Source organism: uncultured Flavobacterium sp. (assembly GCF_937967675.1).
Classification (GTDB): Bacteria; Bacteroidota; Bacteroidia; order Flavobacteriales; family Flavobacteriaceae; genus Flavobacterium.
This window is the reverse complement of sequence record NZ_CALBSN010000061.1, coordinates 1-7,043: the sequence shown is the minus strand read 5'-3', so window position 1 is coordinate 7,043 and position 7,043 is coordinate 1. Positions and strand designations below refer to the sequence as shown.

The following is a 7,043-nucleotide window of genomic DNA, read 5'->3' as shown; positions in this document are numbered from 1 at the left end:
TGCCGTTTTCTAAAGAATTATATATCGAAAGAGAAGATTTTCAAGAAGAAGCACACAAGAAATTTTTCCGTCTGACTTTAGGAACTGAAGTTCGTTTGAAAAACGCCTATATCATTAAAGGTGAATCTGTTATAAAAGACGAAAACGGAAATATTACCGAAATTCACGCTACTTATGACGTAGATTCTAAATCAGGAAGTGGAACAGAAGCGAGTCAAAGAAAAGTAAAGGGAACAATCCATTGGGTTTCGATTCCTCATGCAAAAGAAGCAGAAGTTCGTATTTATGATCGATTATTCACTAATGAAAGTCCAGATAAAGACAAGGAAGTAGATTTTAAAGAATACATTAATCCAAATTCATTAAAAGTAATTACAGGTTATGTAGAACCAAGTTTGGTTACTTCAAAAGAATTAGATCATTTCCAATTTCAACGTTTAGGTTATTTCTGTGTAGATAGAGATTCAACACCAGAAAATTTAGTTTTCAACAAAACAGTTGGACTAAGAGATACTTGGGCAAAAATTTCAGAACAATAAAAATTTCAGATTTTTGTCAAATCGAGCGAAGTCGAGATTTTTTAAATAATTTAAACCTGCAAAATTTTCTCTGCAGGTTTTTTATTTCCATTTTATTAAAATAAACTACACTAATACTAAACTTATTTTTAATCTATTTTTATTATCATTAATAAAAACTATTGAAATAAATTTTTTAATAATTAAAAACTTAAAAAAGTGAATTTCATAAATTAATTTTAATACAATAACTTTTTTAGCTAAAGTATTTTTACATCTTTAGTATTAAAAGTGTCTAAAATCGCTTTATTTTAATTTTAATATAAAATCCAAGTAATTTTATTCTGATTTTCTCTTCTTGCAACTGCTTTTAAAAAATTATCACGGAATTTGTAGATTTCTAACATTTGGTTACAAAAAAACCACCAATTAAAAATTGATGGTTTTAAAATTAATTTTGATAATTTAATTATACTTCTTCTGAATTTTCAATTCCGAAATTTTCGTTTGAAGCATCTTTCTTATTTACCTTTTTGGTTTTGTGTGCATTTTTCATGGCTTCACCTACTTGGTTACTTGCTGTAAAACTTGCTACCATGTTGTTCAACATATCGCTACCTGCTTGAGGTGAATTTGGTAATAAAATTAAATTACTGTTGGCATCAGCACCAATTGCTTGTAACGTATCGTAATGTTGTGTTACTACAATTAAAGCCGAAGCTTCTTGAGAATTAATTCCCACCTTATTCAACACATCAACCGATTCTACTAAACCACGAGCAATTTCTCTTCTTTGGTCGGCAATACCTTGACCTTGAAGTCTTTTACTTTCTGCTTCTGCTTTAGCTTTTGCTACAATTCTGATTCTTCCAGCTTCTGCTTCATATTCTGCAGCTGTTTTTTCACGGTCAGCCGCGTTAATACGGTTCATCGCATTTTTAACTTGAATATCTGGATCAATATCAGTAATTAATGTATTAATGATATCATAACCATAAGTTGTCATCGCCTCGTTTAACTCACGTTTTACTGCAATTGCAATATCATCTTTTCTTTCGAAAACGTCATCTAATTTTAATTTTGGAACTTCAGCACGCACTACGTCAAATACATAAGACGTAATTTGATCGTGAGGATATTCTAATTTATAAAACGCTTCGTATGCTTTTTCTTGTAACACTTTGAACTGTACCGAAACTTTCATTTTAACGAATACGTTATCTTTCGTTTTGGTTTCGATGATGACATCCAATTGTTGAATTCTCAAATTAACACGACCAGCAATTCTATCCACAATTGGAATTTTAAGTTGTAAACCTGAATTTCTTAAGCTTTGAAATTTTCCAAAACGTTCCACAACAACAACAGTTTGCTGTTTCACAGTAAAGAAAGAAGATAAAAGAACAATTAATCCAATGAAAATAATTGGAAACATGATAAACTCCATAATTTTATAGTTTTAGTTATAAAGGTTATACGCTTATTAAATTAAAAAGTTACATCATCCATAAAAAAACCGCAGAATTAGTTTTTATCACTAATCTGCGGTTAATTTTTAAAAGCGGTATTTATTATAAACTAGCAATCGCTTTTTCAATTCTTTTCACCGTTTCTGCTTTTCCAATCATTTCAATGATGTCGAATAAATGTGGACCTTTTAAAGCTCCTACTAAACTCAATCGTAACGGTTGCATTATTTTACCCATTCCAATTTCGTTGATTGTCATCCATTCTTTTAATAAGGTTTCGATGTTAACGGATGTAAAATCTTCAATTTTCTCTAATTCCGAAATCACTTTTTGCATCAATTCTGGTGTTTCTTCTTTCCAGTTTTTAGCTGCTTTTTCATCGTAAGATGTTGGAGCTACAAAGAAATAATCCGCTAAATCCCAAAACTCATTTACGAAATGCGCTCTTTCTTTAATTAAAGAAACCACTTTTTTTAAATCAAGTGAAGTCGAGATTCCTTTTTTATCTAATATTTTTTTAAAGCTTTCTGCTAAGCTTGCATCACTTTGCATTTGTAAATACTGATGATTGAACCATTTGTTTTTCTCTGGATCAAACTTCGCCCCTGCTTTGTGAATTCTATTTAAATCAAATTTTTGCACCAATTCTTCCAACGAGAATATCTCTTGTTCGGTTCCGTCATTCCAACCTAATAACGCTAAAAAGTTGATAACCGCTTCTGGAAAAAATCCATTTTCTCTATATCCCGATGAAATTCCTTCTTCTGTTTTCCATTCCAAAGGAAATACTGGGAATCCCATTTTATCGCCATCACGTTTTGATAATTTTCCATTTCCAATTGGTTTTAAAATCAAAGGTAAATGTGCAAATTCGGGTGCGTTCCAACCAAAAGCTTTGTATAATAAATGATGTAAAGGCAAACTTGGCAACCATTCTTCACCACGAATCACGTGCGAAGTTTCCATTAAATGGTCATCCACAATATTAGCTAAATGGTAGGTTGGCATTCCATCTGATTTGAATAATACTTTATCGTCTAATAAATTTGTATCAAACTTAATATCGCCACGAATAATGTCTTTCAATTCTAAAATTTCATTCACAGGTGTTTTAAAACGGATTACATAATGTTCGCCAGCTGCAATTCGCTCTTCCACTTTTTCACGTGAAACAGTCAATGAGTTATCCAATTGCTCTCTTACCGAATGATTGTAAATAAACGTTTTTCCATTGGCTTCAGCTTCTTTTCGCATTGCATCTAAACTCTCAGCCGTATCAAAAGCGTAATATGCCCAACCTGAATTAATCAATTGGTCCGCATATTGTTGGTACATCGCTTTACGTTCGCTTTGACGATAAGGTCCAAATTTTTCGTTTTTTCCTACGGTCTCATCAGGCGCAATTCCTAACCATTCTAAAGCTTCAAAAATATAAGCTTCTGCTCCAGGAACAAAACGTGTTTGATCGGTATCTTCAATTCGTAAATAGAAAGTACCACCATGTTTTTTGGCAAATAAATAATTGAATAAAGCGGTACGAACACCGCCAATATGCAAAGGTCCAGTTGGACTTGGTGCAAATCTTACTCTTACTGACATTTAATTAAATTTTGTGCAAAGATACGATTCCTATTTAGAAGTAAGAATTTAGATTTTAGAAAATCATTAGGTTATAAACAATCCGATGCTGCAAATGTTAAGTTTCACTAAAAACCTATTGACAAATCTAGGAAGATGTTGTATTTTTATCGGTTATAAACAGTATATCAACAATTTTGGAAGCGAAAAGCATTATTTTCTATAAACTCGAAGGGTTTATCAAGAAGTTTTACACCAATGAACTGATAAAAGGAGTCATTCTTTTCATCGGATTAGGCTTGTTGTATTTCATTTTTACCTTATTGATTGAATACTTTTTATGGTTATCCACTTCAGGAAGAACCATTTTGTTTTGGTTGTTCGTTGGTGTTGAATCGTTTTTATTGATTCGATTCATCGCTTTTCCGTTGTTTAAATTATTTAAATTACAACAAGGAATCAATTATGAACAAGCTTCAGAAATCATTGGAAATCATTTTTCGGAAGTACAAGACAAGTTGTTGAACTTTTTACAATTGGCAAACCAAAGCCAAACTTCGGAATTATTAGCAGCTTCAATCGAACAAAAAGCAGCTTCGTTACAACCAATTCCGTTTTCAAACGCGGTGAACTTTGCTAAGAATAAGAAGTTTTTGCCTTATGCGATTCTTCCAATTCTTTTACTGATTTTGTTTTTCGTTACCGGAAATTCCGAAATCATCTCCAATAGTTTTACTCGCGTGGTGAATTATGAAACGAAATTCGCTCCGCCTGCTCCATTTGAATTTGTAGTGTTGAATAAATCGTTAACAGCACAACAGAATTCTGATTTTGTACTTCAAGTGAAAACACAAGGAAAAGTGATGCCTGAAAATGTGGCAATTCAAATTGGTGATGAAGAATATTTTTTACAAAGTACAAAGCCAGGCGTTTTTGAATATACGTTTTCCAAATTATCTAAAGATGTTACTTTTTCGCTTCTAGCAAATGGTTTGAATTCGAAAGAGTATCAGATTAATGTGGTGGATGTGCCAACTATTGCCAACTTTGAAATGGTGTTGCAGTATCCTTCATATTTAGGTAAAAAATCAGATGTTATTCAAGGAACTGGAAATGCTGTTGTTCCGGAAGGAACAGTTGTGAATTGGAGAATTAACGCTTTGGCAACCGATAAGGTTAGTTTCAAATCGAACAACCAATTAAGTGCTTTTACGAATAAAGAAAATAACTTTTCGCTTTCAAGAAGAATCATGGATAATTTAAGTTACGAAGTAATTACATCGAACAAAAACATCAATGAGTTTGAAAAATTGTCGTATCAAATCGCTACGATTAAAGATCAATATCCAACAATTTCAGTTCAAATTGCGCCTGATTCTTTAAAATTAAAATCAAAAATGATGATTGGTCAAGTGGCCGATGATCATGGTTTATCGAAGTTACAAGTTGTTTTTTATCCGAAAGGAAATCCAAACGCAGTTCGAAAAGCGAATTTAGCCATTAATAAACAAGCCGTTGACCAATTTATTTATTCGTTTCCTAATGGTTTATCAATTGAGCAAGGTGTAAATTACGAATATTACTTTGAAGTATTTGATAATGATGTAGTTAACAATTTTAAAAGCTCAAAATCTTCTGTTTTTCTTCATTATGAGCTTACAGATACCCAAAAAGAAGACAAACAACTGCAAGAGCAGAATGAAAACATCAATAGTTTAGAAAAATCGCTTCAAAATCAAGAGAAGCAAATCTCAGAATTGGACAAACTTCAAAAAATGAATAAAGAGAAATCTACCTTAGATTTCAAAGATCAAAAGAAAGTGGAAGACTTTATCAATCGTCAAAAACAACAAGACGAAATGATGAAAGAATTTACTAAAAAGCTATCTGAAAATTTAGAAGAATTTAATCCAAAATCTCAAGATAAAGACAAAGATGAGTTACTTCGAAGATTAGAAGATGCCGAAAAACAAGCCGAGAAAAACGATAAGCTGTTAAAGGAATTAGAAGAGCTTTCTAAGAAATTAGAAAAAGATCAATTGTTTGATAAGGCAGACAAGTTAAAACAGAATGCCAAAAATCAACAACAGAATTTAGAGCAATTAGTTGAATTAACTAAACGTTTTTATGTTGAACAAAAAGCGGAACAAATCGCCGATAAATTAGATAAGTTAGCTGAGAAGGAAGATAAATTAGCTGATGACACTAAAGAAAATAACAAGGAAAATCAAGATGCCATCAATAAAGAGTTTGACGTTATTAAGAAAGAACTTGAAGATTTAGACAAACAAAATAAAGAATTAAAAGCTCCAATGGACATCCCTAATGACAAGAATGTGCAAGAGGATGTAAAAAAAGACATGGAGAAAGCTTCTGATGAATTGCAAAAACAAAATCAACAGAATGCAAAGCCAAAGCAAAAATCAGCTGCTGCCAAGATGAAGCAAATGAGTCAGACAATGGCTCAATCTATGCAATCTGGAGAAATGGAGCAAATGCAAGAAGATGCTAAATTGTTGCGACAAATTTTAGATAATTTATTAGCTTTTTCTTTTGATGAAGAAGGTTTGATTAAGACTACAAATGCAACTCAAACACGTTCTTTACAATTGAATAAAGTCTTAAAAAGACAACAAGATTTAAAGCTACAATTCAAACATGTTGATGATAGTTTGTTTGCTGTGGCTTTACGTAACCCGAAAATATCTGAAAAAATCCTGAATGAAGTTGGAGAAATCCATTATAATTTAGACAAAACTTTAGAAACCTTAGCGGATAACAACATTCAAAAAGGAGCTTCACATCAACAATACGTTTTAACTTCGGCTAATCGTTTAGCTGATTATTTAAGTAATGTACAAAGTGAAATAAGTATGGAAATGCAGGGACAAGGTTCCGGTAAAGGGAAACCAAAACCAGGACAAGGTAAACCAGGAATGCAGTTGCCAGACATCATTAAACAACAAGAAGGGTTGGGTGAAAAAATGAAAGAAGGAATGAAGCCTGGAGACAAGTCTGAAGATAAACCTGGCGACAAACCTGGGCAAGGAAAACAAAAAGGGCAATCGGGTCAGAATGGAGAAGATGGTGAGAACGGTTCTGAAGGTAATGCTGGCAAAGTTTTAGAGATTCTTAAAGAGCAAAGGCAATTACGTGATGCTTTACAAAAAACCCTAGAGAAAGAAGGAATGTTGAATCAAGGTTTGGGTACATTGAACCAAATGAAAGAAATTGAAAAGCAACTTATTAATAAAGGTTTTAAAAATGAAACGTTGCAAAAGATGTTGAATCTTAAACACGAACTTTTAAAATTAGAAAAAGCAATTCAGCAACAAGGAGAAGATACCAAACGTCAGTCTAAAACAAATGACAAGAACTATAATGGCACTACTACCCCACTTTCTAAGGAATTAAAAGATTATCTGAATAGTGTTGAAATATTAAACAGACAAAGCTTACCTTTGCAACCCAATTTTAA

Annotated in this window: 3 protein-coding genes and 1 pseudogene; 2 read left to right on the top strand and 2 right to left on the bottom strand. The window is 32.2% G+C overall.

Annotation, left to right across the window (positions count from 1 at the left end; genetic code table 11):
• Positions 1–539 (top strand): annotated as a pseudogene (locus Q0075_RS03905) (glutamine--tRNA ligase); the annotation flags it as partial.
• A gap of 448 nt (positions 540–987) precedes the next feature.
• Here Q0075_RS03905 and Q0075_RS03900 read toward each other — a convergent pair.
• Positions 988–1,953 carry an SPFH domain-containing protein gene (locus Q0075_RS03900; RefSeq protein WP_297868373.1) on the bottom strand — a complete coding sequence of 322 codons (966 nt, stop codon included), beginning with the start codon at positions 1,951–1,953 and terminating at the stop codon, positions 988–990.
• A 136-nt stretch (positions 1,954–2,089) separates the two neighbouring features.
• Positions 2,090–3,586, bottom strand: coding sequence for a glutamate--tRNA ligase (gene gltX, locus Q0075_RS03895; protein WP_297868372.1), 1,497 nt, complete (start codon positions 3,584–3,586; stop codon positions 2,090–2,092).
• 176 nt (positions 3,587–3,762) lie between these two features.
• Between gltX and Q0075_RS03890 the strand changes: the two genes are divergently transcribed.
• Positions 3,763–7,043: DUF4175 family protein (locus tag Q0075_RS03890; RefSeq protein ID WP_297868371.1), on the top strand; the 3,281-nt coding region annotated here is incomplete at its 3' end.

Excerpts from the sequence above, each read along its gene's own strand:
- Q0075_RS03900 (WP_297868373.1), bottom strand. The coding sequence starts at position 1,953 with ATGTTTCCAATTATTTTCATTGGATTAATTGTTCTTTTATCTTCTTTC.
- gltX (WP_297868372.1), bottom strand. The coding sequence starts at position 3,586 with ATGTCAGTAAGAGTAAGATTTGCACCAAGTCCAACTGGACCTTTGCAT.